Source organism: Paenibacillus suaedae, from assembly GCF_032337355.1.
Lineage (GTDB): Bacteria > Bacillota > Bacilli > Paenibacillales > Paenibacillaceae > Paenibacillus_B > Paenibacillus_B suaedae.
This window is the reverse complement of the sequence record NZ_JAVYAA010000001.1, coordinates 1,692,369-1,715,301: the sequence shown is the minus strand read 5'-3', so window position 1 is coordinate 1,715,301 and position 22,933 is coordinate 1,692,369. Positions and strand designations below refer to the sequence as shown.

Here is a 22,933-nt window from a genome sequence, read left to right as displayed (position 1 = left end):
CACAATCTTCCATCATCTCTCTTACCTGATAGTGTTGTTGTGCGCATTTTTCTTAGTGTGTGCAAAACAAAAAACCTTTTAGCATTTCCACTAAAAGGGTCCATAAGAAAAAAAGAGGTCGCAAGCGGACGTCCTTCTGTCTCGGTCCCTTCGGCTCAGAGCAGAAACGTGCTACACGTTCGTCAAGGAATATGCACTTCACTTCAATCTTCCTTGCTGTGTGTGGCCGGTGCGGTTCCGCGAGGATACCGCCAAGCCGACACTTATTATACCAGAGTTTATTCCTACTTACATCACGTAAAGTGTACATCCCCGGAAAAAATTTTCCGGTAACAACCATCCTCGCCCAGCACGATAAGCGCTCCGGAGTCATCAAGTCCCTGTGCAACCCCAGATACAATTCCGTTCGGGGTCGTCACCGACAGACTGCGTCCAATGGTTACGCTTTGCGCTTCCCATAGCGTACGGATCGGTGCAAATCCTTGCTCAACATACAGCTTGTATAGCTGCTCTAATTCAAATAAGCACTCTGCAAGCAGTGAGGCACGATCAATTTCCTTACCCGAAGCAATTTTGAGCGATGTCACTTTAGACCTCAATTCCTCTGGGTAGTCATGCTCTTCCAAATTTACACTGATGCCAATCCCCGCAATAACATGAACAAGTCGCTCATCCTCAGCTGAAGATTCTGTCAGTATTCCGCATACTTTTTTATCTTCATACAAAATATCATTGGGCCACTTTATTCCTAAATCCACGTCCGTCATACGCTTCATTGCGCGGCATAGCGCAACTGCGGAAAGCAGTGTCAACTGCGGCGTGAATTGTAGCGGAATTTGCGGGCGGAGGATCAGGCTCATCCATATTCCCTTGCCTGCGGGAGAGTGAAAACTTTTTCCCTGTCTACCTCTCCCCCCTGTCTGTTCCTCCGCGATTATGACCGCACCGTCTGCTGCTCCTTCCAGTGCCCACACAGCCGCTTCGTTCTGCGTCGATTCCGTACGGGCAATGATACGAAGCTGGTGACCCAGCTTGCTCGTCTTCAGTTTCTCAAGCAGAGACAATTCATCCAGCTGCGTTGGCATTTGAACGAGTCGATAGCCCAGCTTCGGCACAGCTTCGAATTCGTAGCCCTTCGAACGAAGACGATTGATTTGCTTCCACACGGCGGTACGTGATATATCAAGTCTCCGGCTAATCTCTTCACCGGATATAAACTCTCCTGGATGCTCTTTGAACCATGCTAGTAATTGGTCACTCATTGTTCATTCCACGCTTTCCTTACATAGTCAAGCAGAGCCTCGCGCTCATTAGCAAGTTCCCCTAATGCTACGGAGAGCCATACCTGCTCCAAGCATTGGCGTAGCCATGGCCCTGCCATCCGTTCTGTGGCTTGCAACACATCCGAGCCCGTCAGGGCAATATCTCGCAAGTCCCGGACGGGAATGTCCTCCAGCCAAGCCTCGCCGTGCTGGAGGAACGGCTGCATTGCAGCCGCATACTCGCGCGCCGCCCCAACGCCCAGTAGGGCGCGGCGGCACGCGAGTGCATCGCGGAGACCTTGTTCGCCGACAGCGAACAGGGTCTCCGCGAAGGTGCGGCGCCACGCGTCCAAGGCGCCGCTATCTTCCCCGGCCGCGGCCAAGGCGGCAGTACCGCCAGCCGCGAGCCGGGCGTCCGCGCGCAGGACGGCCAGCATGGCGTCCTGCTGCGCGCCCGAGCAGCGCAGCGCCTGCACAATGCGCTGCGCCTCCGCTTCGTCTACCTCATGCCCAAGCAGCAGCAGCGCCATGCGCTTCTCGGCCGTATCCACCTGGCCGAGCGCGCACAGCAGCGGCTGCCACCGGGCACAATCGGTCGACGCAAGTGCTCCCAGCGGCTCCTTCGTATGACCCAGGAGACCGCTGCGTACGAGCAGACCCCATCCGCGCGCCGGATTCGGGCCTGCTGTAAGCTTCCATATCTCGTCCCGTACACGTTCCATCGCAACGAATTCAAGCGTCTCCCTATTGACCCGCAGCGCCTTCCAAGTCGACTTGGCGAACACGCCGCCAAGCAAAGACGCAAAGCGCACACCCCGCATCATTCGCAGCGCATCCTCGCGGAAACGCTCCTCGGCTGTGCCGACACAACGGATGATGAGCCTTCTCAGATCGGCTTGTCCACCAAATGGATCATGAATGCACCCGTTCACATCCTTAGCCATCGCATTAATCGTGAAGTCCCGTCTTCTTAGATCCTCATCTAGATCATCAATAAATTCGACTTCCTCTGGCCGACGGTGCCCCTCATACGCCGCTTCCTTGCGAAAGGTGGTCACCTCATAGGTATTCTGCGGCATCACAACAGTTACCGTCCCATGCTGCAGCCCTGTCGGAATCACCTTTGGGAACAAAGCCACTACCTGTTCTGGGTGGGCGGATGTCGCGATATCCACATCATAGATCGGCCGCCCGATCAGCGGATCGCGGACACAGCCCCCAACCATATAAGCACTGAACCCCGCTTCCAGGAGACAGTTCATCACTTGTTCCGCTTCCTGGAACAGCGAGTTATAGGTCAAGCCGCCCATGCTTCCATATTCATCGCCCATCATCAGGTCTCCTCCCATCAATACATACAAGAGCGCGCAACGGAGATGGCCATTGCGCGCATTCGACGTGTGGTGGTAATGGGTACGGCATACAGCAGATCACCCTCAGCACACCGGCTTCGGATCCAACGCTTCCTTCCCAAGCACACGATAATAAATTTGTTCATATTGCCACGTAATGAGATCGTTGCAGAATACATGTCGTGCCCGATGCAGACATGCCTCATGCATCTTCTGCGACAATTGCGAATCAGACAACAGTCGAATCGCATAATTGGCCATCGCCGCTGTATCTCCTGTTGGCGCTAAAAAACCCGTCTCTCCATGGCTCACCAGCTCTGGTATGCCCCCTGCTTCGGAGCCGATCGTAGGTACACCGCAAGCCATTGCTTCCAGGGCCACTAACCCGAAGCTCTCCTTCTCGGATGGGAGCAGCAGCACATCTGCCAGCGAAATCACCTGTGCGATTTCATCCTGCTTCCCGAGGAAATGTACCCGATCTTCCAATCCCAACTCTCGAATGCGGCACTGCACCTTCGGCATGTCAGGCCCTTCTCCGACGAAGACGAGGCGTGACGGAACTTGCTCCTGAACCTGATTGAAAATATCCACCACATCACTCACCCGCTTAACAGGGCGGAAGTTCGAGATATGCATCAATATTTTCTCATTCGGGTATGCGAAGTCAGCACGGAATTGAGCAACTTCCCTTGGATAGTACACACGCTTATCTACAAAATTGTACGTAAGATCAATCGGACGTGTAATATCAAGCAATTCTCTTGTTTCTTTAATTAAATCATTCGATACAGCCGTAACCGCATCACTCTCATTAATGGCGAAGCGAATCATATCCTTAAGCGATTCGTCCTGAGCCAATACCGTTATATCGGTTCCATGCAGGGTAGTGACTACTTTCAGCCCTGGGTGGGCCATTTGCTTTGCCAAATAAGCGCATACCGCATGCGGAACCGCATAATGAACATGCAGCAAGTCAAGCTGTTGCATATTTGCCACTTGTGCCATCTTGCTTGCCAGAGATAAATCGTAAGGAGGATAACGAAAGACATAATAATCGTTAACATCGACCTCGTGATAATGAATATTCTTCTGAAAGCTTGCACCTAAGCGAAACGGAATATTATGTGTAATAAAATGAACCTGATGTCCCCGCTCAGCCAATAGCTTGCCAAGCTCCGTCGCCACAACACCAGAGCCACCGAGCGACGGATAACACGTAATGCCGATTTTAAGACCTTCGTTCATAGCTGTCCCCCCTTTTCGCCATTCCCTCACACGGATCACTATAAAGGTTGTTCAAAAAGTCCGCTTTTGATCACGAAGTAAATCATGAAGTGGACTCGGCATCGAATCTTGAATTCAGCCGAGCCTAAGCAGATGCTTACGAAGTATGTTTCCTGCGGAAACATCCCAGGTGCTCATGTACCCAAAACGTACGCTCCGCTCCTCAGGCCCTAGCTTCATCCAACTGAAGCGTTTTGAAAAAACGCACATCGGAAGCATATGCTTCGGTGCTGAAAACCGGCCTTTTTGAACACGCACTACAAGAAAAGAGATACCGCAAACGGGCCTTTCACGACAAACCCTTCCGCATACTCAAATCCGCGAGTCTGACCAAGCAGCGAATCTCGTGCAGCAACCCGCTCCACATAATTCTGATTCAATGGAGTTGCGACGAAGTCATTGTCGCCATCTGGCTTCATAAACTGAGAGCGATATGCTTGAAGCGACTTCCGCTTCTGATCATATACATCAGACACATCAACCAGAACTTGAGAAGCAGCAACATCATTAATAAAATAATAATAGACTTGCTCAACCGTATGCGCAGGCAGCTCTGGCATATAACGCCGCAGCTTTGCATTGAACACTGCTTCCTGAACAATGCGGCTGCAGGCAATATGATCAGGATGGCGATCCTCCCAGTAAGGCATGAAGACAATACGAGGACGATGATTACGAATAGCGGTTACCACCGCATCGATATGCTCCTTGCTTACCTGTAAACCGCGATCAGGAAGGCACAAATTACCGCGTGCCGAAAGCCGCAAGATTTCTCCTGCTTCCCTCGCTTCCTCTCTGCGCAGCTCTACCGTACCATTCGAGGACATCTCCGCTTCAGTCAAATCGCAAATGCCGACACGATACCCTTCCTTCGTATGCTTGGCAATCGTGCCCGCCATGCCGATCTCGACATCATCAGGATGCGCTCCGAATGCAAGAATGTCGAGAGTATTCATCATTCTTCCGTTCCCGGCTTATATTTATGTGTCAGTTCACGCCATGCGAAGTCGCCGCGTTCAAGCGCCTTAACAAGAATTTCTGCTGTCGCAATATTCGTTGCAACTGGAATGCCCTGCACGTCGCATAGGCGAAGAAGAGCAATAATATCCGGCTCGTGAGGCTGAGCCATTAATGGATCGCGCAAGAAGATAATAAAGTCCATTTCATTTTGCGCAACAAGTGCGCCGATCTGCTGATCGCCGCCGAGCGGGCCAGACTGGAAGCGATGAATATCCAGGCTTGTCTGCTCCATAATGCGCAGCCCTGTCGTACCCGTTGAATATAATTTATGACCTTGGAACACTTTTTCATATGCGATAACAAAATTAACGATTTCATCTTTTTTGCGATCATGTGCAATAAATGCGATATTTAGCATGTCTATCCCTCCGTTGTGTGTCCCCTGCTCACATTCATTTCGAGCTATCTAAAATACAAATGCATACAGCATTAAGCGAAATCGAAGTCAATTGATCAGTCATCAAGCAGGTGCTCGAAGCCGTATACCAATTGCTCCAGATTCATTACCTTCTTGACTGCCATATTCACACCCGGCATATACCCTGAACGTTCATAGGAGTCGTGACGGATTTTAAGAGATTGCCCATAGCCCCCGAAGATAACTTCCTGCTGAGCAAAGACCCCTGGCAAGCGAACACTATGAATACGGAATCCGTTGTAATATCCGCCGCGGGAACCTTCGATCTTCTCTTCTTCATTCGGATTGCCTTGGCGATGTTCCGCTCTTACCTGAGAGATTAATTCTGCTGTCTTTACAGCAGTTCCAGAAGGAGCATCAAGCTTCTGATCTCCGTGATATTCAATGATCTCGAGATCTGGGAAATACTTGGCCGCTTGCTGTGCAAATTGCATCATAAGAATGGCCCCAATAGAGAAATTCGGCGCAATCAGACCACCAAGCTTCTTCTCTTGGCAAAGTTGCGTCAATTGCTCAATCTCTTCCGGCTGGAAGCCTGTTGCCCCAATAACAGGGCGAACTCCATACTCAATTGCAAGCATCGTATTCTTCATTACGGCCTGCGGGATCGAGAAATCAACCATGACATCTGCTTCTACCTTCTGCAGTGTCTCTTCAACATCTGCTGTAGTTGTAACACCGCATGCAGGTAGTCCTACTAGCGTGCCCGCATCGACAGCGCCCGCTGACGGTGCAATTGCTGCAACCAGTTCCAAGGACTCGTCCTGCAGTACCATTTTCACAACTTCTCTTCCCATGCGTCCGCTTGCACCCGAGACGGCTACGCGAATTCGTTCCATTTTATGTCCCCCCAACTGCTCCAATAACGATATGTTTTTTTCGATTATGATTCGTTTGATGTCTGTTCATCAATCCGTGTCCATCGATTCGCGTCACGTGTATTGAACTTGTGCATGCAGGCATCATGAGCCTTCGTCAAGTCGATACCGAGCGAGTTCGAGAAGCACAACAGAATGAACAATATATCTCCAAGCTCCATCTCAATGGAGTTGTCTTCTTCTGAAGCCTTCTTTGGCTTCTCCCCATAGCGATGATTCACTTCACGCGCCAATTCCCCTACTTCTTCAGACAATCGGGCAAGCATCGCAAGGGGGCTGAAGTAGCCTTCCTTAAACTGTGATATGTAGTCATCAACTTCCTGCTGCATTTGCGCGAGTGGCTTGCTGCGCAGGGAAGTGAGGAAAGACTTCATCTCTGGATTTGTCATACGATCCCCTTCTTTATTCATGCAAAAGTGGTTTGAAATGAATGTAATCTGCTCCCTATATTGAGGGTAACGAATTCGTTACTTTCTGCTACTATGTTATCGTATCACCGTCTGGAAAACAAATGCTTTTTATCTGCTTCGTAATCCGATATACTAATGAACGAATTAGCATCTTCCTGCCTAAAGGAGCCTGAATACTTGTGAAATCGACCATTGTTCAACGCATTTGGAATACGTTTCTCCCGATAACGGTTGGAACCGCGATTTTTGCATTTGGATTAATTTACTTCATCATGCCTAACCAGTTGATGGAAGGCGGCGTTACAGGAATTACCGTTCTATTGAATTATGCAGCAGGTATTCATCCATCAATCTCTACGCTAGTTTTGAACATCCCACTGTTCATCATCGGATGGAGAGCACTTGGCATGAAGCAGCTGGCACTTAGTTTTTACGGTGTTCTTAACCTCACATTCTTCCTATGGTTGTTCGAGCGTGCGGTCTCCATGCATTGGATTTTACCATTTCAAACTTCGAATGACTTCATTTTGGCCACCTTGTACGCTGGCGTTACCGTAGGAACAGGACTCGGTATTGTCTTTCGATTCGGCGGTACTACAGGTGGCGTCGACATCATCGCCCGGATTGCGAACCGTAAATTCGGTATCAGCATGGGGCAATTCATCCTTATCCTCGATATATTCATCATAGGGGCTGCTTTGTTCTATATTCCGAAGGAAAAAATTCTATATACGCTCGTTGCTGTATTCATTTCCTCTAAAGTCATCGATTTTATTCAAGAGGGAGCATATGCAGCCAAAGCATTCACCGTTGTCTCTGATCATTCGCAGGAGATTGCGGATGCGATTACAAAAGAAATGGAACGCGGGGTCACACTTATTCCAGCAGTAGGAGCATATTCCCGCTCCCAGAAGCAAATGGTGTACTGTGTCGTTAGCCGCACAGAAATTCGCCGCTTCAAAACGATCGTAAAAACAATCGATCCACGGGCATTTATTGTTGTGAACGATGTTCATGATGTGCTTGGTGAAGGATTTCGAGAGGAGTAAGTAAAAGAAGCTCTGCCTTCGCGAACGCTGGGAATTCCCATCCCACTGCTTGCACAGCGTTCTACTGAAATCATATTTTAGCCCCAAATAAACAGACCTCGAAGCAAGCCTGCTGTCGCTGGCCTATATCGAGGTCTACTGTAAGATAGGCATTCATAAAAGAATGAAGAATTCGCCCATCCCATCCTTCATTCTATTTTTCAATCCTTGCCTGTCCGAACGAGATACTGATAAAACTGACTTCTACCTCTTACTGTTGCGGAAGTTCCCTGGACGAATAGCATATTGTTCATAGCGATACTTCTGAAAGCCTACATAAGCCAACATCATGCATACGATAAAGGCCAGCATAAAAATCCATTGAAACGGCATCGGTGTATAAGCAAGCGGCCCTAATGTCGGATTCGCCTTACTCGAACCAAATAACTGGATCAGCACCGAGTCTCCATATTTATTTAATGCCTGATTTGCTTCCTTAGGACTGTGTTTTCCCATTATTGACTCACGGATAAGCTGGCTTAACGACTCCATCATCTCAATCGTCTGCACATCTCGCTGGATGGTCGCAGCAGGACGAATCCGATCAATATGTTCCAACCAGCGGTTGGCATAGGGAATCCATTCTCTCTTATTATCCGTAGCAAGCAATCGTGCCATATCATCACGCAGCACCTGCTCGTATTGAAGCCACATCGGTTGCTTCGGATTGGTTAATGCATCCGTAGCAAGGCGCAATCTGGCCGATGCACTCATCAATTCCTCTTGCTTCAATTGAATGGAAGGCAATATCCGCTTCACTTGTACGATTGCATCGCTAAGTGCACGCACACCTTCAACACTTGTCGCATCATTAAATGTTGTCTCCGTGAACAGCTTCCCCATAGCCTGAACCGCTTGTTGTATCTTCTCGATCTCTCCTGCAACGCTCGCCCGATAAATCTGTTCTGCATACTGATCTAGCTGCTTCCACTTCTCGCTCGCCGTCTGACCCGGTTCAGCAGCAAGTCGAGATCCCGCATATGTAAAATCGGGCAGTCCTAGGAATACGAGCATACATATCACAACCATTACCGCACGCATGTACATCCCTCCCCCATCATCGTATGGGAGGATGTCCACATTTAGAACAAAGCTTACTTCGGTAAATTCGTTCGTTGGTCTCGATAGCGCATTGCTAGCCAAGTCATAACGACACTAATCCCTGTCCATGTAAAAGTAAAAATACACACTGCAGACAGTTCATTTGCCAGTGTATTCGGAAGCCATGGGTATACCCCCGCACTGTAATCAACGGTATCATTAAGCCACGTCCAACACGCAGCCAGCGTTAGTGCTGCACTGCCAAATGCAAATAAGCGGACAAATAACAGCCCTTCAACCGCCATCGCCAAATGTGAACCGATTAGCATCCAATCCTGCCACACCATTGGGGAGCCCAAATAAGCTCCAGCTACTATCATGACGCATGCCCAAATCCCATATTTAATCGACGTAACAACGCCTAACGCTTCAATAATACGTTTTGCAATCGTGCCAAATATGGTTCGAGGCTGCGGACGAAACAGCAAAAATCCAATACTGATCGTAAAGAATAGACTTGCCGTAGGACTATCTGGAACGAAAATCAATTGCCAAGCAGGGTTGTGCTCCCACGTGTAGATTAACTGATTTTTATACCAATAGTAACCATAAATCGTTCCAAGAAGATTGCTCCAAAATAATAACCATAATACCCATCGCTGCGAAAGAAAACGTGTGCTGATCAATGATAACAAGTTCATATTTGCTCCAGTTCCATTTCTTTAAGATATCGTCTATTCACTATCATACAAAATGTAAGATTTCAAAACAAACCAAAATGAGAAAGAAGACCTGACTGCTCGAATGCAATCAGGTCTGTAACGTTTGGATCTATTGTTTTGCTGCCTTCTGCTTCGAGAGCCAGTCGGCAATATGTTCGATATCTTGGTCATTCAGGCCTTCCTTCTTGGCTGCTTCCACCATAGAAGGCATTCCGCCTTTACCATCCTTAATGACCGTTAAGATCTCATCCTTGCTGAGCTTGTCACCAATGCCAACGAGGGCAGGGCCCGCAGCACCCTTCATATCAACTGCGTGACAGCTTAAGCAGCCAACCTTCTTCATGTTAGCAAATGCCGGATCGTCCTTTTCAACGATGGCGATGCCTTTGCTTGGTTTTGGCTGGTTAGAAGCCTCACCCTTCTCAGCAGCCTCACGTGCCTTTTCCTCACGCTCGACATGCTCTGGTATCATATTCTTCTCAGCCATCTCGGCCTCATAGTGAACCCAAGCGACTCTTGTCAAATATACACATGCGATCAATGTCAAAATCATCATTGAGGATGCGATTGGGCGGCGATAGAATCTGCGTTCCTTCCCTGTATCAAGGAATGGGGCAAGCAGCAGGCCTCCGAATGCAAGACCAGGGACTAACACCGTACCAATAACAACATAACTGCCTGATGCATATGGATACTTCAAGAATTGATAGAGAAATAAGAAATACCAGTCTGGAATCGGAACGAACGCCGCGTTATTCGGGTTCGCCGGATAACCGAGCGGTGCAGCTTCCGAGATCGTTAATACTAGAAAAGCGACCAGTGCCACACAGCCAACCATCCACTCTTTCAACAAGAAGTTTGGAATGAAGGCTTCGGATTTCCCCGGAAATGAGGTGTAATCCGGTTGTTTGATTGTGGTTGTTCTCTTCTTAACACGAGAGTCGCCAACAAAGACGACTTTTTCTTCTTTGGAATTCCCATGTGCCATCTCGTTTCCTCCTCCCTTATAGCGGTCCCGAAATGCCTTGGCGTCTAATCATGAAGAAATGCGCTCCAAGCAAGGCAAGAAGTGCCCCTGGCAGGAAGAACACATGAATCGCGAAGAATCGCGTCAATGTCTGCGCCCCGACGACCGTTCCGCCCTGCAGCAATTCTTTCAAATACGGACCGATATATGGTACGGTATCCGCGATCTCCATGCCGACCTTAGTTGCAAAGTAAGCTTTGTTGTCCCAAGGCAGCAAATATCCCGTGAAACCGAGTCCTAGCATGACGAAGAAGATAAGCATGCCGACTACCCAGTTCATCTCGCGTGGGGCCTTATAGGAACCAGTAAAGAATACACGGAGCGTATGTAATAACATCATAACGATTACTAAACTTGCTCCCCAGTGGTGCATACCGCGAACAATTTGTCCGAAAGCAACCTTCGTCTGCAAATATTCGACACTGTAGTATGCGTTCACAATATCAGGGACATAATACATGGTCAGGAACATGCCTGACAGAATTTGAATGACTGTAATAAAAAACGTCAAGCCACCGAAACAGTACACGAACGCAGAAAAATGGTGTGCAGGGTTAACATGCTCAGGCACCTCATGATCCGCCACATCGCGCCACATCGGCGTTATATCCAGACGTTCGTCAATCCAGTTATAAACACCTTTAAACATCTGTTATTTACGCCTCCTCGTTATTGCACGTGTTGGTTCGCAATGATATCGCCCAAATATACAAAGCCATCCTTAACCTGCACTTTGTATTCGTCGAGCGGTGCACGAGCAACTGCTAACTGCTTGCCTTCTTTCGTATAGTGCGCACCATGGCACGGGCAGAAATATTGATCCTTGTATGCCGGATTCTTATTCCAGTCAACCGTACATCCTAAGTGCTTACACACCGGAGACAATGCAAATATATTGCCTTCCTTATCCTTGCTTATCCATGCCGTGAGCGTTGGAGTACTCTCATACCAGCCATCGACTTGCTTGATTTCGAAGGTAAATTCAGTAGGAGATTCTGAAATCTTGCTCAATTCAGCAACCTTAATGTAATCGCCTTCTGACTTCTTCTGAAGCAACGGATCAACTGCAAACCGGACCATCGGCAGAGTAGGACCAACAAACATGAATGCACTTGCCCCACCCAGCGTGTATGTAAGAAATTGTCGACGGGACATTTCTTTTCGCGGCTTTTGAGGTGGATGCTCGTTATTCTGCGGTTTACTCATATACTGTCTAACCCCCCTTTACACAACCGTTCTGAGAGCTTGCTATGACGATAATCACATTCTAACTAGGACATCACTATAATATCCCAGCACTATGAAAGCGTCAAGAATTTACCAATATAATTACCAGAATGAACCTTTTTCTTATGTAAAATGTTTGAATATTGTCACATTTATCCTTGAGTTTGTGTGACGCTCCACATATTTTGCACACATATCTTCATCGCAGAACGTACTTGCCCAGCCTCTTCTTCCATCAGCTCAGCTGGAGTAATGACTAAATCCGCGGCCGGAAGCTTGTCTGAAGTAAGCGGCAGTTGTGCCGATACGACGACAATATACGCAAATCCCTGGCGTCGGAGTCTGGTGCACAATCCATTCAATAGCCTCAGCTCATCATCATCAAGCTGCTCAGATACGAAATGGTATGCAGGATAGGTTACCGTTCTTCCTCGGAAAGGTATCTCAATGCCATCCAGCCAGTCGCGCAGCTTCTCCAGACGATACCCAGCTTCGACTGGGGATTCAGTCCCGTTCAGCCCTGTAACTGGCAATATGCACGTGTCCAGATACGGCCCCCATTCTTCCCATTGTTCTTCGGTCAGTTCACTGAATTTCACGACGTCTCCCCCATCTTTTTCCTTGTCATTACTCCCCATTATACTGAAATGAACAAAAAAATGAAGAACCGCAAAATTGCGCTCTTCATTCATAACGATTTGTAAGGCATCCTTTTGGACAAGTTCTTAGAAGCTACTGCAATGTTTTCAATTCGTCCGTCAAGGTTCGGAACGAGGATTCATCCCCTGTTGCGAGTGCTTTGTCGATTTGTTCATATATTTTTTCCGTACGGTATTTCCGTATGGCATCGTCCCATATCATCTCCGCTGTTAAACTTAACATCGCCTCATACGATACCTTCATTTTATCCATAGGATACACCTCCAACCAACACGATTAAGAGATCCTATATTCCTTTCCTTTCACCACATAGTTCTGAGTTGTCCGTTTCATTCGCTCTACATCTTCATCTGTCAGTTCGCGTATGACTTTTGCGGGTGAACCTAGAGAAAGAGTATAGGCCGGTACTTTTTTATTTTCTGTTACGACAGAACCTGCTCCTATTAAAGCATATTCACCAATGTCAGCGCCGTTCAGTACAATAGCCCCCATGCCAATCAATGTACCGTTGCCTATCCGGCAGCCATGTATAATTGCACCGTGGCCTACCGATACATCATCTTCAACGATTAGCGGCTGATTGGCATTCACATGTCCGATAACACCATCCTGGATATTCGCTCGCTTGCCAATCCGTATGGGTGCCATGTCTCCACGAAGCACCGCATTGAACCACACACTGGATTCAGCGCCAATCGTCACGTCTCCAATCAGCTTAGCGCCTTCTGCCACATATACGGAAGCATCAACAACTGGCAATATGCCTTGATAAGGTATGTACATTCGATAACATCCTCCCGATCGACCATTCCCACATCGCTCTAGCTGCAAATTCACTAGGCATAGGAAATTTTTGGACCCATCGTATCAATGAGAATGCTTCTTGTCAACATCTAGCTGAATTTTGTCCTCATGCGCGACATAAACACTATCAATAATAAGCTGCCCTCTGCGAGTCGTCTGTATGACCGAACCATACTGCTCATCTTCACCGAATCGAATGACGCCTAGATGAACCAGCATCATAATAATTCGCTGTCTGAATACGGCCTGTGACGAATCAAAGAAGAATGGCCGCACGAACGGGAGTAGAGCCCGCTCCAAGGAATCTAACGTTGTCCACTGCTTGGTACATAACTGAATCCAATGCACGATGGATAACAAATTCGGAATCGCATTCTTGTACAGCTTCAACCAAAATCGATACAACGAAGCAGACGACTCTATCCCCCCGTTAGCAATACGCTCAATCCCCTTCGGTGTACAGCTTAACCGTCCATCGCCCTCCTCCAGCCACCCTTGATAAAAGGCGTAGTCATATAAAAGCGACATACGGTTCGGATAATCATGGAATCTTCTCCCGTATCCAAATCTCCATTCACCACGGGCAATAGGGGCTTCTTGTACGCCAAAGTAATCGAGAAGCTGCTGCTGCGTTTTTTTGTACATAACACCTTCCGCATTCAGCAATACATTTCCGTCCACGATGAATTTCAGAAGCTGTAACACGTCCTCCGCCATTCTTCCATCTTCATCCCGATAAGAGGAAGGGGTATCCGTTTCTGTCAAATGCATCGCGAATGACTGCCTGAGTACATCAATTAATCTCATCTTCAAATCGCTCGGCACTTGGAACAAATACTTGGTTTGATGCGAGCAGCCATTGAACAGCCATCCACTATGCTTAAATTTAGATATCGTTTCACGTGGATGCGGCATTGACGTCACCGCCTGCTGTTCAGCACCAGCATGTTCTAAATCGAACTTTGTCTGCTGCACTCGAGCGATCAATTCCTCCAAGCTAAATGAAGCACGCTTATCAAACAAAATGGAGTTAAGGAACCTAAGCTCTTCAAGCGTCATCTCGTTCACATGCTGTTCGAACACATCCCTTCTGCCTAACACTGACAGAATGGACTGAATCAGCTCGTGCTTGGAATGTTCATTGCAGACGCACCCATAACGCTGAGCAATTCGAGTTAGTTGATTAATATCCGCGTAACTGAGCATATCCGCTAAATTCATGCATGACCTCCGTTTCCGTCAGACGTAATGTGCCGAATCCTCGATGTCCATTACTCATTATTGGAATATTTATCACATTTATTCACATTGTCGTAGAAAACATCGAATATTATATAACGGGGAGATTCTCCTCATAGCCCTTAGGCATTTGATCATGCAAACACAAAAAAGCAGTTCGCTTCACTTCACGTGAAGTCGAACTGCTTATTATGATAGCTTTCATTATCGCGGTTTCGCTGTCAGATCCAGATGGCGAATATGCTCCATGCAATTATAGAGCAGCGGATACCAGCCTTCCGAACGTTTTTCTAATATTGAGTAGGATAAGTTCCCAATGTGTCCTTGTCTGTCGCTTCCAAATAGAGCAATGTACAATTGAGCCAGCCAGCTCCCATGAGTGACTACTAAGAGATTAGATCCCATATGCTGATTCGCGATATGCTCTAGCGTTTGAACTGCGCGGTACTGAAGTTCTTCATCTTTTTCCTGGCCGAGATCCATCTTACGCCACCCTGAACCCCAGCGCTGCTCTCGCTCTTCCGGCGTCGTGCCTTCTACGAGACCATAGGCTCGCTCACGCAGACCCTCTGCGGGTGACAGTAATGGAATTTGGAGTGCATCTGCCAGAATCGATGCAGTCTCTTCTGCTCGCTGTAATCCGCTGGATATGACATAATCGAATGGTGCAGTCTCTTGGACGAGGCGCTCTGCCAGCAGCCTTGCCTGTTCACGACCTGTTACATTCAACGGTATATCCGTCTGTCCTTGTATTTTCCCCTGCGCATTCCAATCGGTTAACCCATGGCGTACCAAACCAATATGTTGTTTCATTGTTACTCCTTCTTAGTCATCCGTTATTGACGCACTCGTGTCAACCAGTTCAACAGCAGTAATGCAAACGTCACCCCAAACAATGACAATGCAATCCAATAATGAGGAATCGTTGGAACAACCCGCAATATTGTCGGTTCACTTACATTGCTTGCAACCGGCAATTCAATATCAAATGCATCAAGGCCAGAATGATCACTGCCTGCCAACGCAGTCGGCAGTATCCCACTAACTGCATGAATATTAGACTGTTCATTGCGAATAAGAAGGAAAACAAGAGCACAGAGGAACATGGCCATACAAAAAGCGATTATCCCCGCAATCACTTGACGTGAGCGCAGGGATAACGCATGAGAACGTCTATGTACAGGCATCAGCCAATCTTGTTCCTCATATATGCGATCCATAACGCGACTCGCTGCTGAGCTGCTCGCTTGTTCCGCATCAAGCTCCAACTCAACTTCATCTTCCATCCAATCCATGCTCGCAGACCATACTGCGAACTGCTCCGCACACGCTTCGCATCCTTCCAGATGTCGATCGATAGCTTCACGTTGCGGATCGTCAATAGGCATATCGACATAATCCGATATCCATTCGAGCGCTTCCGCACATTTCATGTTAGTTCATCCCTTCAAGACCAGGCTCCCTTATGTATGGTTCTAACTGGATCTTTACACTAGCTCGAGCCCGGAACAACAACGATTTAACCGAACTTACGGTTTGCCCTAATACTTGGGCAATTTCTTGATAGTCCAGTTGGTCGTATTCTCGAAGAATGAGAGCGGAGCGTTGTTTGTCAGGCAACTTGCTGATTGCCTCACGCACCAATTCTACCTTCTCATGCCGCAGCAATGCATATTCAGGCGCCGCTTCCTTCGGCGCTTCCGGAACGATTCCTTGCTCTTCATCAAGTGATACTTGAATGCTTCTCTGCTTACGAAGTTCGCTTAACACGGTGTTGCGCGCAATCGTATACAGCCAAGTCGAGAAAGAGGCATCTGATTCCCTGAACGTATGCAGGCTTCGGTATGCCTTGTAAAATGTCTCTGCACACAAATCTTCTGCCAACAGCTCCAACTGGGAATTTTTCAACATATGATAAATAAATGATAGCAATTTGCGTTGATAACGATTCATCAATTCCGCGAAACAGTCTGTGTTGCCGTCCTTGATCTCACGGATGATTTGGGAATCGGTCATGGATTCAAGTCCTCCTTGCTTTCCATATCCATCCCGATGCGCTACCTGAATGGTTATACTCTTGAAGTTAAAAAAAGTTGCGAATCGGAGAAAATGTTATAAAAGCCTCTATAGGCCTAATGATACGTACTATGGGTATGATCTGTGCCATGAAAACATGACACTCAAGCTTTATCATTTCAAGTCGTATTTTAGCATAATAAAGTCGAAAATTGCTTAAAAATTTTTTAAGATTCAGATTTCATAAAAAAATCACCCCCTCAGGAGTGATTCAAGCCAGCCTTACAACGCCGTATTCCGCTGTTTCATCGATTGATAAGTCATACTAACAAAAATGATACAAGCTATTGCAATTACGAGTAATGAAATAAATTGAGAAGTCGAGAGCATGCCGACACTTCCACGAATAATATCACCACGGTAGAATTCGATGATAAATCGGCCAAGACTGTAGAGCAGCAGATACAGACTCGCAATGACACCAGCCGTTTTACTGCGCTTCGCTGCATAAAGTAGAAGGAAAAAAAGCGCAAAACTAAATCCACTTTCCATGAGCTGTGTAGGAATCAGTTTCACACCATTAGGCGCGATTTCGGATTCGTGAAACGTAATGCCGAACCATCCATTTGTCTCCTCTCCATAGCAGCACCCTGCCAAAAAGCATCCGATTCTGCCAAAGCCCTGTGCCAAGGCAATGGAAGGAACAAACAGATCAAGATGCTCCATGAAGGACAGACCCTTCACCTTACAATACACATAGCCTGCAAGCACGCCTCCAATAATCCCGCCATAGACGACGAACCCCGATGACAAATCCCATATCATCTCGGGATGATCAATGAGATTATTGCCTTGGGTTATCCAAAATAAGAGCTTAGCTCCCATAAACCCGCCAAGCAGCCCCCAGAGCGTAATCGAAGATATATGGGAGCGCTCTATGCGCTTCTTCTCTGCTCGCCTAACCAATACTTGATATGCAGTAAAAATTCCAATTGCAATCATTAGTCCATATCCATATATGGTGATTGGGCCAATATGGAGCAGATCATTCTTCATCGCAACTCTCATCCTTTCCCCTTCATTCAAGCATATTTGTTGAGACAGACATACATGTTATATCAGTGATGCTGCTCCCACTGCATTACTGGTACTTTTACACAATTATAAAGAGCCGAACACCTACCTGTCAAAAACCTAAACGAAGCTGTTTTCCAGCTGTTTATCCTTAGTTCATACCTTACTGCTCGCAGGACGCTTAGCGCCAATTCCATTTCAATACAAAAAAAATACCACTCCGATTGGAGTGGCTGCACACTTGTGCAATTCTATTGGATAGGAGTGGAGAGAAACCATACTGTACTGCTATTATAATGTATACGTTTTCATGACGTCAATAGGTTTTCGTAAAAAATTTTCTTCAATTCACAAATTTTTCCGTTAGATGAATATTTCATAACCTTTCGATTTTAACAGCTCCCTCGCACGATCCCAGTCATCCTGCTGCCGGAACGATAATCGGAGCACACCTGGCACATCTTCACGACTTTCAATAATTTGAACATTGCTCAAGTTAATGTGATGATTTCCCAACTCTGTCGCAATGCTGCCAATAATACCCGGATGGTCAGGAACATTCACGTACAGTTCATAAAGCGATTGAATAACACCTTTGCGGCGTTCCGGCATGCGACTGCGGAACTCGCCAGCCACAGTGAACTGCTGGATAATACCTTCACCATCCTGACGATGTAACATATCAATAAATCGTTCCGTAGACGTTTTCCAGTCCTGAAGTAAATGGAGAACAACATCCCTATTGTTAATCAAAATATCTCTCCAGATGACTGGATCGCTTGATGCAATGCGGGTAATATCCCGGAACCCGCCGGCAGCGAGCAGTTCGTACAGCTCATTGCTCTCATTATAGGATCGTACTTGATTAACCAATGCTACAGCCACTACATGCGGCAAATGGCTGATTGCGCCAACCACTTCATCATGTTCCTCTGGATTCATCCGAATAATGTGTGCTTTCGTATAGCGGAGCAGAGATACAAGTCTGCTGTAAGCTTCTTCATCCGCCGAATCGTCAGGAGTGAGCACGTAGTAAGCATTTTCGAACAACAATGTCGTTGCCGCTTCAACCCCTGAACGCTCCGAGCCTGCCATTGGATGCCCGCCTATAAAATGCACATCGTCCCATGAAAGAGAACGTGCGCAGCGTGCGACCGAAGCCTTGGTACTCCCCACATCAGTTACGATACAGCCTGCCTTAAGCGGTAAATTCCGCAAATCACTCAGCATCGATTCCAGCATTCCAACCGGACAGCATACGAATATGTAGTCCGCATCCTCTACCGCTTCGTGCAAGGAAGTCGTCGCTTCGTCTACAACGCCGCGCTGCACATACTTCTCTGTTGAAGACGGGCTCGGAGAGTAACCAACTACATGCATGCCAGGTCTATTTTTGAAACAGAGGGCGAGGGAGCCTCCGATTAGTCCCACGCCCAATATAGCTATCTTAGTTCTCATGAAGTCACCTTAATCTCGGCCAGCGCTTCTTCCAAGGCTTGAATCATTGCCTCATTTTCTTCTTGGCTGCCAATTGTAATACGTAAATGATTTGGGTATTTATGATGCCCCGCACGCGCTATAACGCCACGACGCAGGAGCGCGTTAAAGACTTCAATTGCAGAAAAGCCTACGTCAACCATAATGAAGTTGCCGTGAGCCGGGAAGCTCTCCAAATTCATACGCGCAAATTGCTGCTCTACATATTGAATGCCCGCTGCATTCTTCTGTCTGCAATCTTCAATGAACCCTTGGTCTTGAACGGCAGCCAATGCTGCTGCTTGTGCGAAGCGAGTCGTATTGAACGGTTCACGCACTTGATTAATCGTACGGATCACGTCAGCATGTCCAACCCCGTATCCGATACGTAGGGACGCAAGTCCATAAATTTTCGAGAACGTGCGCAAGGACACGACATTGGGATAACGACGCACCAGATCTAATCCATCACGGAAGGAAGGATCTGTCACGTACTCACAGTAAGCTTCATCCAATACAACCATGACATTTGCAGGCACTTGTGCAACAAACTGCTCCAATTCTTCCGCACTTACAATTGTGCCTGTCGGATTGTTCGGATTGCAGATCCATACGATCTTCGTCCGCTCGTTTACGGCAGCAAGCATTGCTTCCAGATCATGCACTCCTTCTTTCAAAGGAATCTCTACTGTGACAGCCCCTTCAATCTCTGCGTTATGCTTGTATTGAGGAAACGTCTGATCTGCGATGACAATCTCATCACCTGGAATCAGGTACGCACGGCATATCATTAATATAACTTCATCGGAACCTGCGCCGAAAATCAATTGATTGTGCTCAACGCTCAAGTGTGCCGCAACAGCATCTGTCAGTGCTCTAGCCGCTCCATCGGGATAAATGCTCGTATTATTCACTTCATTCAATATTGCTTGCTTCGCATGCTCAGAGGATCCGAACGGATTCTCGTTGGAAGCCAGCTTGATAATACGATCCAAGCCAAGCTCCCGCTTCACTTCATCAACAGATTTGCCTGGCTGGTATACAGGCAGGTGTACAACACTGTTCTTCGGCTGCATATGGGTACCACCTTTCTCATCTACATAGATCATTGCAAAAAAATTAATGTTTTAATTGTCGCACAAAATCACAAATTTGCAAGATCCCTTCTTCAGATGAATCAGGATGCTCCAGAAGCGGCAGAGCTTCTTCAATGCGCCTTACAATGGCACTACCTACAATCACACCGTCGCAGCGTTTCGCAAAATGCTTCACATGCTCTGCTGTAGAAATGCCGAATCCGATCGCAATAGGAAGCTCTGTACTGCGTCGCACCAGTTCAATAAACGCATCTACTTGTGAGTCGAAAGTGTCTCTTACACCCGTAACGCCAAGCGAGGATACACAATAGATAAAGCCTCTTCCTTCTGCCACAATGGAGCTAACCCGAGATTCCGAAGTCGGCGCAACGAGTGGAATGAGATGAATGCCCATTCGGTCAGCAGCTTCACGGACTTCATGACTCTCTTCATAGGGTAGATCAGGAATGATTATGCCGCTAATTCCGGCATCCCTAGCCTGGTGTAAGAAGCTGTCCAGTCCAAATTGCAGCACTGGATTATAATAAGTAAACAATACATAAGGAATTTGTGCACCTTGTTTCCTAGCCTGAGCAGCAATGCGCAGTCCATCAGCGATCGATACATGATTGCGCAACGCGCGTGCCGATGCTCGCTCGATAACCGGACCGTCAGCCAGCGGATCGGAATACGGTATGCCAAGTTCAATAATGTCTGCACCGGCTTGCTCCATCTGCAGAAGAAGCCGAAGAGTGATTTCACAGGTTGGATCACCTAGCGTTATAAATGGCATCAATGCGGACTTGCCCTGTGCTTGTAAAGTACGGAATGTATCATCCAGTAAATTGCGGCTCGCTAGTGTCTGACTCATAGCAGTTCCTCCCCCAATCTCTCCATAATGGTGGCAACGTCTTTGTCCCCACGGCCTGATAAGCAAATCACAATTAGATCATCCTTATTCATGCCAGGTGCTGATTTGATCGCCTGCGCAATTGCGTGTGACGATTCCAATGCGGGTATAATGCCTTCTGTACGGGTAAGAAGCTGCAGCGCATCCATGGCTTCATCATCTGTAATAGGCACATACGATGCTCGTTCCGAATATTTCAAATAGGCATGTTCTGGCCCTACTCCCGGATAATCCAATCCAGCGGAGATGGAATGTGCCGGCTGAACTTGACCAAACTGATCTTGAAGCAGATAGCTCATCGATCCTTGGAATACCCCTGGTGTCCCAAGTGTCATCGTAGCCGCATGATAAGGGGTATCAATTCCTTTGCCTGCTGCCTCAACCCCAAGAAGTTGAACCGACTCATCCTGCAAAAATGGATAGAACATCCCCATAGAATTGCTCCCTCCGCCAACAGCAGCGATCAGCAGATTCGGCAAACGTCCTTCTAATTCAAGGATTTGCTTGCGTGTCTCATCTCCAATAATTCGTTGGAAATCCCGCACAATCATCGGATACGGATGCGGCCCCACAACGGAGCCGAGAATGTAGAATGTGTCCTGCACATTGCTGACCCAGTAACGCAGCGTTTCATTCCCTGCATCCTTCAACGTTCTTGTACCTGACATCACAGGCACAACCTCTGCACCGAGGAGCTTCATACGGAACACATTCAGGCTTTGACGCTTCATGTCCTCTTCACCCATAAATACTTTGCACTCCATGCCCAGCAGCGCTGCTACTGTTGCGGTGGCAACGCCATGCTGTCCCGCCCCTGTTTCTGCAATCACCTTCGTCTTGCCCATACGCTTGGCTAACAAGGCTTGACCGATGGTGTTGTTGATTTTATGGGCACCGGTGTGGTTCAAATCCTCACGCTTCAAATAAATCTTGGCTCCGCCCAGCTTCGCAGTAAGCCGCTCTGCATAATAGAGTGAAGTAGGTCGCCCTGAGTACTGAGTCAGCAGCTTGATCAATTCTGCTTGAAATTCTGGATCCTTCACATGTGTACGATAAGCCTCTTCCAGTTCCAAAAGCGCACTCATCAATGTCTCGGGCACAAAACGGCCTCCAAATGGTCCGAATCTGCCTTTTTCGTCCGGTAGAACCGTTGTCGCTGTTGCTGTTGCTGTCGCACTACTCTTTTCCATGCTCATTTCCCCTCACCCTTTCGATAAACTCCTCAACCTTGGATATATCTTTTACTCCATTTGTTTCAACACCACTCGATACATCAACGCCATCTATATCGTACTCTCTCACAACTAAACCGACATTATCAGCAGACAATCCGCCAGCAATATAGAGAGGGAGCCTTAATGAAGCCAATTGGTCTGCATAAGATGGGATTACCGTCCAGTCGAACACTTTGCCAGAACCACCGCCCTGAATCGGACAATGTGTATCTAGCAGGACAACATCTGCATATTGGACATCCAACTCATATGCCGCCGCAGCTGCTGCTATAGACTGGCGAGGTTGGCGCTCGTCATCACGAATGATAGGAACCGTCCTCCATATTTGAACATCATAGTGATCCTTCATCCATTTCAACAATGCCGTATCGCCTTTCCCATGGAGCTGAACACTTGTTAGCGGCACTTCATCCAGCACTTGCTTCAGCTCTTCACGAGTTGGATTCGCGAACACACCTGCAAGGTCTGGAAGTGCGTCTCCTTCCTCTCTCAGCTTCAACAGCCACTGCTTAACGTGAGACGGCTGCACCTGTCTTCGACTCGGTGCGAAGACGAATCCAATATGATCTGGTCTCAGCTTGACAACTCGACGCGTCATCTCGAAATCCGTCAGGCCGCATATTTTCACTTTCGTTGCACGAGCAGCACATGAACGTGCACTCGCTGTAGATGACGCTTGTTCCTTCGATGCTTCGACTTCCATATCTTCTTCAC

At 47.5% G+C, this 22,933-nt stretch carries 26 protein-coding genes; 1 reads left to right on the top strand and 25 read right to left on the bottom strand.

Annotation, left to right across the window (positions count from 1 at the left end; genetic code table 11):
• Positions 1 to 293: 293 nt before the first annotated feature.
• From RQP50_RS07695 to RQP50_RS07665, 7 genes are all read right to left on the bottom strand, one after another.
• Positions 294 to 1,262 (bottom strand): biotin--[acetyl-CoA-carboxylase] ligase, encoded by a 969-nt coding sequence (locus RQP50_RS07695; RefSeq protein ID WP_072727979.1) that lies wholly within the window; start codon positions 1,260 to 1,262, stop codon positions 294 to 296.
• Positions 1,259 to 2,572, bottom strand: a complete 1,314-nt coding sequence (locus RQP50_RS07690) for a CCA tRNA nucleotidyltransferase (protein ID WP_315744621.1) — start codon at positions 2,570 to 2,572, stop codon at positions 1,259 to 1,261. Before RQP50_RS07690 ends, RQP50_RS07695 begins: the two co-directional genes overlap by 4 nt.
• Before the next feature lie 126 nt (positions 2,573 to 2,698).
• On the bottom strand, positions 2,699 to 3,859 hold the full coding sequence (gene bshA, locus RQP50_RS07685; protein ID WP_044355307.1) for an N-acetyl-alpha-D-glucosaminyl L-malate synthase BshA: 1,161 nt from the start codon (positions 3,857 to 3,859) through the stop codon (positions 2,699 to 2,701).
• 296 nt (positions 3,860 to 4,155) lie between these two features.
• Entirely contained in the window at positions 4,156 to 4,857 is a 702-nt protein-coding gene (bshB1, locus tag RQP50_RS07680; protein ID WP_394358355.1) for a bacillithiol biosynthesis deacetylase BshB1, read from the bottom strand.
• Positions 4,854 to 5,276, bottom strand: a complete 423-nt coding sequence (locus tag RQP50_RS07675; protein ID WP_021254659.1) for a methylglyoxal synthase — start codon at positions 5,274 to 5,276, stop codon at positions 4,854 to 4,856. The genes bshB1 and RQP50_RS07675 overlap by 4 nt, the downstream gene beginning before the upstream one ends.
• A 95-nt stretch (positions 5,277 to 5,371) precedes the next feature.
• Complete coding sequence (gene dapB / locus RQP50_RS07670) at positions 5,372 to 6,175, bottom strand: 4-hydroxy-tetrahydrodipicolinate reductase (RefSeq protein WP_072727976.1); 804 nt, start codon at positions 6,173 to 6,175, stop codon at positions 5,372 to 5,374.
• Between the two features lie 44 nt (positions 6,176 to 6,219).
• Positions 6,220 to 6,603: a MazG nucleotide pyrophosphohydrolase domain-containing protein gene (locus tag RQP50_RS07665; protein WP_021254661.1), complete on the bottom strand. Its 384-nt coding sequence runs from the start codon at positions 6,601 to 6,603 to the stop codon at positions 6,220 to 6,222.
• A gap of 200 nt (positions 6,604 to 6,803) precedes the next feature.
• On the opposite strand from RQP50_RS07665, the gene RQP50_RS07660 reads away from it, so the two are divergent.
• Positions 6,804 to 7,673, top strand: a complete 870-nt coding sequence (locus RQP50_RS07660; RefSeq protein ID WP_072727974.1) for a YitT family protein — start codon at positions 6,804 to 6,806, stop codon at positions 7,671 to 7,673.
• A 243-nt stretch (positions 7,674 to 7,916) separates the two neighbouring features.
• Here the strand turns inward: RQP50_RS07660 and RQP50_RS07655 are convergent, their stop codons facing one another.
• From RQP50_RS07655 to RQP50_RS07570, 18 genes are all read right to left on the bottom strand, one after another.
• Positions 7,917 to 8,753, bottom strand: coding sequence for a sporulation protein YpjB (locus RQP50_RS07655; RefSeq protein ID WP_268623342.1), 837 nt, complete (start codon positions 8,751 to 8,753; stop codon positions 7,917 to 7,919).
• A 53-nt stretch (positions 8,754 to 8,806) separates the two neighbouring features.
• The gene (locus RQP50_RS07650; RefSeq protein ID WP_072727972.1) at positions 8,807 to 9,454 is read right to left on the bottom strand and encodes a DUF1405 domain-containing protein; all 648 of its coding nucleotides are present in this window, start codon (positions 9,452 to 9,454) and stop codon (positions 8,807 to 8,809) included.
• 130 nt (positions 9,455 to 9,584) lie between these two features.
• Positions 9,585 to 10,463, bottom strand: a complete 879-nt coding sequence (locus RQP50_RS07645; protein ID WP_065290863.1) for a menaquinol-cytochrome c reductase cytochrome b/c subunit — start codon at positions 10,461 to 10,463, stop codon at positions 9,585 to 9,587.
• A gap of 16 nt (positions 10,464 to 10,479) precedes the next feature.
• Positions 10,480 to 11,151, bottom strand: a complete 672-nt coding sequence (gene qcrB / locus RQP50_RS07640; protein ID WP_005546984.1) for a menaquinol-cytochrome c reductase cytochrome b subunit — start codon at positions 11,149 to 11,151, stop codon at positions 10,480 to 10,482.
• A gap of 20 nt (positions 11,152 to 11,171) precedes the next feature.
• Entirely contained in the window at positions 11,172 to 11,708 is a 537-nt protein-coding gene (locus RQP50_RS07635) for a ubiquinol-cytochrome c reductase iron-sulfur subunit (RefSeq protein WP_065290862.1), read from the bottom strand.
• A 173-nt stretch (positions 11,709 to 11,881) separates the two neighbouring features.
• On the bottom strand, positions 11,882 to 12,328 hold the full coding sequence (locus RQP50_RS07630; RefSeq protein WP_072728499.1) for a DUF2487 family protein: 447 nt from the start codon (positions 12,326 to 12,328) through the stop codon (positions 11,882 to 11,884).
• 133 nt (positions 12,329 to 12,461) lie between these two features.
• Positions 12,462 to 12,641 (bottom strand): IDEAL domain-containing protein, encoded by a 180-nt coding sequence (locus tag RQP50_RS07625; protein WP_021254668.1) that lies wholly within the window; start codon positions 12,639 to 12,641, stop codon positions 12,462 to 12,464.
• Between the two features lie 24 nt (positions 12,642 to 12,665).
• Positions 12,666 to 13,172, bottom strand: a complete 507-nt coding sequence (locus tag RQP50_RS07620) for a gamma carbonic anhydrase family protein (RefSeq protein ID WP_021254669.1) — start codon at positions 13,170 to 13,172, stop codon at positions 12,666 to 12,668.
• 84 nt (positions 13,173 to 13,256) lie between these two features.
• The gene (locus RQP50_RS07615) at positions 13,257 to 14,414 is read right to left on the bottom strand and encodes a hypothetical protein (RefSeq protein WP_072727968.1); all 1,158 of its coding nucleotides are present in this window, start codon (positions 14,412 to 14,414) and stop codon (positions 13,257 to 13,259) included.
• 222 nt (positions 14,415 to 14,636) lie between these two features.
• A complete protein-coding gene (locus RQP50_RS07610) occupies positions 14,637 to 15,245 on the bottom strand; it encodes a histidine phosphatase family protein (protein ID WP_072727966.1) in 609 nt (202 codons plus the stop codon).
• Between the two features lie 23 nt (positions 15,246 to 15,268).
• Positions 15,269 to 15,865 carry an anti-sigma factor family protein gene (locus RQP50_RS07605; RefSeq protein WP_021254672.1) on the bottom strand — a complete coding sequence of 199 codons (597 nt, stop codon included), beginning with the start codon at positions 15,863 to 15,865 and terminating at the stop codon, positions 15,269 to 15,271.
• A gap of 1 nt (position 15,866) precedes the next feature.
• Positions 15,867 to 16,448, bottom strand: coding sequence for an RNA polymerase sigma factor (locus tag RQP50_RS07600; RefSeq protein ID WP_021254673.1), 582 nt, complete (start codon positions 16,446 to 16,448; stop codon positions 15,867 to 15,869).
• Positions 16,449 to 16,730: 282 nt separating this feature from the next.
• A complete protein-coding gene (locus RQP50_RS07595; RefSeq protein ID WP_315744390.1) occupies positions 16,731 to 17,504 on the bottom strand; it encodes a prolipoprotein diacylglyceryl transferase in 774 nt (257 codons plus the stop codon).
• Positions 17,505 to 17,885: 381 nt separating this feature from the next.
• Entirely contained in the window at positions 17,886 to 18,980 is a 1,095-nt protein-coding gene (locus RQP50_RS07590; RefSeq protein WP_315744388.1) for a prephenate dehydrogenase, read from the bottom strand.
• Positions 18,977 to 20,074, bottom strand: a complete 1,098-nt coding sequence (gene hisC / locus RQP50_RS07585) for a histidinol-phosphate transaminase (RefSeq protein WP_315744386.1) — start codon at positions 20,072 to 20,074, stop codon at positions 18,977 to 18,979. The genes RQP50_RS07590 and hisC overlap by 4 nt, the downstream gene beginning before the upstream one ends.
• 43 nt (positions 20,075 to 20,117) lie before the next feature.
• Positions 20,118 to 20,945 (bottom strand): tryptophan synthase subunit alpha, encoded by an 828-nt coding sequence (gene trpA, locus RQP50_RS07580; RefSeq protein WP_315744384.1) that lies wholly within the window; start codon positions 20,943 to 20,945, stop codon positions 20,118 to 20,120.
• Positions 20,942 to 22,174, bottom strand: a complete 1,233-nt coding sequence (trpB, locus tag RQP50_RS07575) for a tryptophan synthase subunit beta (protein WP_315744382.1) — start codon at positions 22,172 to 22,174, stop codon at positions 20,942 to 20,944. The genes trpA and trpB overlap by 4 nt, the downstream gene beginning before the upstream one ends.
• Positions 22,161 to 22,922 (bottom strand): phosphoribosylanthranilate isomerase, encoded by a 762-nt coding sequence (locus tag RQP50_RS07570; RefSeq protein ID WP_315744379.1) that lies wholly within the window; start codon positions 22,920 to 22,922, stop codon positions 22,161 to 22,163. The genes trpB and RQP50_RS07570 overlap by 14 nt, the downstream gene beginning before the upstream one ends.
• Positions 22,923 to 22,933: the final 11 nt, after the last annotated feature.

Bases quoted from the DNA above. Each gene is read 5' to 3' on its own strand.
- RQP50_RS07695 (WP_072727979.1), bottom strand. From the start codon at position 1,262: ATGAGTGACCAATTACTAGCATGGTTCAAAGAGCATCCAGGAGAGTTT.
- RQP50_RS07690 (WP_315744621.1), bottom strand. From the start codon at position 2,572: ATGGGCGGCTTGACCTATAACTCGCTGTTCCAGGAAGCGGAACAAGTG.
- bshA (WP_044355307.1), bottom strand. From the start codon at position 3,859: ATGAACGAAGGTCTTAAAATCGGCATTACGTGTTATCCGTCGCTCGGT.
- bshB1 (WP_394358355.1), bottom strand. From the start codon at position 4,857: ATGATGAATACTCTCGACATTCTTGCATTCGGAGCGCATCCTGATGAT.
- RQP50_RS07675 (WP_021254659.1), bottom strand. From the start codon at position 5,276: ATGCTAAATATCGCATTTATTGCACATGATCGCAAAAAAGATGAAATC.
- dapB (WP_072727976.1), bottom strand. From the start codon at position 6,175: ATGGAACGAATTCGCGTAGCCGTCTCGGGTGCAAGCGGACGCATGGGA.
- RQP50_RS07665 (WP_021254661.1), bottom strand. From the start codon at position 6,603: ATGACAAATCCAGAGATGAAGTCTTTCCTCACTTCCCTGCGCAGCAAG.
- RQP50_RS07655 (WP_268623342.1), bottom strand. From the start codon at position 8,753: ATGCGTGCGGTAATGGTTGTGATATGTATGCTCGTATTCCTAGGACTG.
- RQP50_RS07650 (WP_072727972.1), bottom strand. From the start codon at position 9,454: ATGAACTTGTTATCATTGATCAGCACACGTTTTCTTTCGCAGCGATGG.
- RQP50_RS07645 (WP_065290863.1), bottom strand. From the start codon at position 10,463: ATGGCACATGGGAATTCCAAAGAAGAAAAAGTCGTCTTTGTTGGCGAC.
- qcrB (WP_005546984.1), bottom strand. From the start codon at position 11,151: ATGTTTAAAGGTGTTTATAACTGGATTGACGAACGTCTGGATATAACG.
- RQP50_RS07635 (WP_065290862.1), bottom strand. From the start codon at position 11,708: ATGAGTAAACCGCAGAATAACGAGCATCCACCTCAAAAGCCGCGAAAA.
- RQP50_RS07625 (WP_021254668.1), bottom strand. From the start codon at position 12,641: ATGGATAAAATGAAGGTATCGTATGAGGCGATGTTAAGTTTAACAGCG.
- RQP50_RS07620 (WP_021254669.1), bottom strand. From the start codon at position 13,172: ATGTACATACCTTATCAAGGCATATTGCCAGTTGTTGATGCTTCCGTA.
- RQP50_RS07615 (WP_072727968.1), bottom strand. From the start codon at position 14,414: ATGAATTTAGCGGATATGCTCAGTTACGCGGATATTAATCAACTAACT.
- RQP50_RS07610 (WP_072727966.1), bottom strand. From the start codon at position 15,245: ATGAAACAACATATTGGTTTGGTACGCCATGGGTTAACCGATTGGAAT.
- RQP50_RS07605 (WP_021254672.1), bottom strand. From the start codon at position 15,865: ATGAAATGTGCGGAAGCGCTCGAATGGATATCGGATTATGTCGATATG.
- RQP50_RS07600 (WP_021254673.1), bottom strand. From the start codon at position 16,448: ATGACCGATTCCCAAATCATCCGTGAGATCAAGGACGGCAACACAGAC.
- RQP50_RS07595 (WP_315744390.1), bottom strand. From the start codon at position 17,504: ATGAAGAATGATCTGCTCCATATTGGCCCAATCACCATATATGGATAT.
- RQP50_RS07590 (WP_315744388.1), bottom strand. From the start codon at position 18,980: ATGAGAACTAAGATAGCTATATTGGGCGTGGGACTAATCGGAGGCTCC.
- hisC (WP_315744386.1), bottom strand. From the start codon at position 20,074: ATGCAGCCGAAGAACAGTGTTGTACACCTGCCTGTATACCAGCCAGGC.
- trpA (WP_315744384.1), bottom strand. From the start codon at position 20,945: ATGAGTCAGACACTAGCGAGCCGCAATTTACTGGATGATACATTCCGT.
- trpB (WP_315744382.1), bottom strand. From the start codon at position 22,174: ATGGAAAAGAGTAGTGCGACAGCAACAGCAACAGCGACAACGGTTCTA.
- RQP50_RS07570 (WP_315744379.1), bottom strand. From the start codon at position 22,922: ATGGAAGTCGAAGCATCGAAGGAACAAGCGTCATCTACAGCGAGTGCA.